General features: G+C 57.5%; 1 protein-coding gene. It reads left to right on the top strand.

Features of this window, described 5'->3' with window-relative positions:
* Positions 1 to 15: 15 nt before the first annotated feature.
* Positions 16 to 2,789 (top strand): CheR family methyltransferase (locus AWB81_RS41740; protein WP_062644351.1); only part of this gene is annotated, 2,774 nt, incomplete at its 3' end.

Here is a 2,789-nt window from a genome sequence, read left to right as displayed (position 1 = left end):
GAACCAGGACGACCGGTGGCGATCGACCTGTTTTTTCGCAGCCTCGCCGAAGTACACCGCACCCGCGCGATCAGCGTGGTTTTATCGGGCTTTGGCAGCGACGGTACGATCGGAATAGGTCGGATCAAGGAGCATGGTGGCGTGACGATCGCGCAAAGTCCCGAGGACGCCGAATGCGATGAGATGCCTCGCAATGCCATGGCGACGGGCCTGGTCGACATTGTGCTGCCAGTCGTCGAGATCCCGCAGAAACTTATCGAATTACGCGACAACGCGCGAGCGATTCAGTTGCCTCCCGTCGCCGACGACCGGCCCCTGATAGCATCGTCGGTGAATAGTAGTGCGGCGCCGCACACAGCGGCGATCGAGGAAGACGCGCTGCAGAAAATCCTTTCTACGCTGCGCGCCCGCACCGCGCATGACTTCCGGCACTACAAGCGCTCGACCGTTCTGCGACGCATTGAACGCCGGTTGCAAGTCAACGCGCTTCGAGATTTACCCTCGTATCAGCGGTTTCTCGACACTCACCCGGAAGAGTCCGCCGCATTGCTTAAGGACATGTTGATCGGCGTGACGAATTTTTTTCGCGATCGGGACGCTTTCGAAGCTCTTGAGCGCGAAATCGTGCCCCGCATCTGCGAAGACAAGTCCGATGACGACTCCATCCGCGTCTGGACCGCGGCCTGCTCGACCGGAGAAGAAGCGTATTCGGTCGCGATGCTGCTTAACGAATGTGTTGCGGAAGCCAATAAAGGCTGTGCGATTCAAGTGTTCGCGACAGACATCGATGAGAGCGCTATCGAGACGGCGCGCACGGGCAACTATCCATCGCCCATTGTGACCGACGTTCCGCCTGCCCGGCTTCGAAAGTTTTTTACGCTCACGCACGGGCGCTACCTCATCAACAAATCCTTACGGGAACAGGTTCTGTTTGCCGCACATAACCTTCTGCGCGATCCACCCTTCTCCAAGCTCGACCTGGTGTCATGCCGCAACCTTCTGATCTATCTGGACCGTACGGTACAGCGACAGGTCTTGCAGACGTTTCACTTCGCGCTTCAACCAGGCGGCTATCTTTTCTTGGGTAGTTCCGAGTCGGCTGAGATTGCCGATGACCTTTTTGCCGCCGTTGACAAGAAGAACCGGATTTATCGCGCGAAGAAGTCGGCGAGCGCGCGAACTGCGCCGACGTTACCGTTCGTCGGCCCACTGGCGCAGCCGACTCACTTCAATAACATAAAGCCAGCGATTGGTCGCACGAACTCTTCGTTCGCAGCCCTGCACCGAAGCGCGATGGAGCATTATGCGCCGCCAAGCGTGCTGATCGATCGCGACGGGGAAATCCTGCATATGTCAGAGGATGTCGGCCGGTTCCTCCGATACGTCGGCGGTGAACCGTCTCACAATCTGCTCACCTTGATCAACCCCGAACTGAGACTGGAGCTTCAAACTGCGCTCTTTCAGGCGCTGCAACATGGCAAAAGCGTCGATGCAGAACGCGTGAGGTTCGCGCGTGGTACCGCTCTTTCCTACGTCAATATGACTGTGCGCCCGTTCTACGATGCGGCCGGTGGAGATGTCCTTGCTGTGTTCTTCGATGAGGCGGAGGAGACGACGTTGCCCGAAGCGTCCCACGTCGCTCCGACTGACGAGAATCCTGTCGTCGCTCACCTCGAGGCCGAAGTACGGCGATTGAAGGAGCTGTTGCAATCGACGGTCGAGCATTCTAACGTCTCCAGCGAGGAGCTAAAGGCCTCCAACGAAGAGTTACAGGCGATCAACGAAGAAATGCGTTCAGCGTCCGAGGAGCTCGAAACCAGCAAGGAAGAACTGCAGTCGGTCAACGAAGAGATCGTGACGGTCAATAGTGCGTTGCTGGCGAAGGTGGAAGAGACTGCGAAAGCCAACGATGACCTTCAAAACTTGATCGCCTCCACTGGCATCTCGACCATCTTTGTCGATCGTTCGATGCGCATCAAACGCTATACGCCCGCTGCCGTGGGACTGTTCAACTTGATCGCGACGGATATCGGTCGCCCCTTGCTCGATTTGACGCATCGCCTGGATTATCCGGAACTCGCCGCTGATGTAAGAAGCGCCTTCGAGGACCTGAAGTTAGCGGAGCGGGAAGTCAGCACCTTGGACGGCCATTGGTTTCTCGCTCGCGTGCTGCCATACCGAACCGTGGACGATCGCATCGACGGCGCCGTGCTCACGCTGATCGACATCACCAAAAGACGCCGGGCTGAGACAGCGGCCCGATCGAGTGAAGAACGTCTGAAGCTCGCTGCGTTGACCACCGACGACTACGCAATCATTGTGCAAGATCCGGACGGCACGATCCTCAGTTGGAACCGAGGAGCGCACCGCATGTTTGGCTTTGAAGAACACGAGGTCGTGGGCAAGCCGATCGATCTCATATTCGTCCCGGAAGACCGGCCGAGCGCACCGCTTGCCGAACGCGAAACAGCCAAGAAGGAAGGTCGTGCCGAGGACGAGCGCTGGCATCTCAGAAAGGACGGGAGAAAGATCTATTGCAGCGGTGTCATGACATCGATCGACACCGTCGACTTCAAGGGTCTTGCGAAAATAGCGCGCGATTTAACCGACCGCAAGAGCGTGGAAAGTCAGCAGCAACTTCAGTTGGCGCTCGAGCGCGCCATTCGGGCTCAGGCGGAAACGGTGAACCGCCAAAAAGATGAATTTTTTGCCGTACTGTCGCACGAGCTAAAGAATCCGCTTAATCTAATTCACGTCAAAGCTGAGTTGCTGAGCCGCTCGCCCGAGGT

The sequence above is a fragment of the Caballeronia arationis genome (assembly GCF_001544975.2).
GTDB lineage: Bacteria > Pseudomonadota > Gammaproteobacteria > Burkholderiales > Burkholderiaceae > Caballeronia > Caballeronia arationis.
Note: the sequence above shows the minus strand (reverse complement) of the source record. Positions and strands in the feature narration are given on the sequence as shown.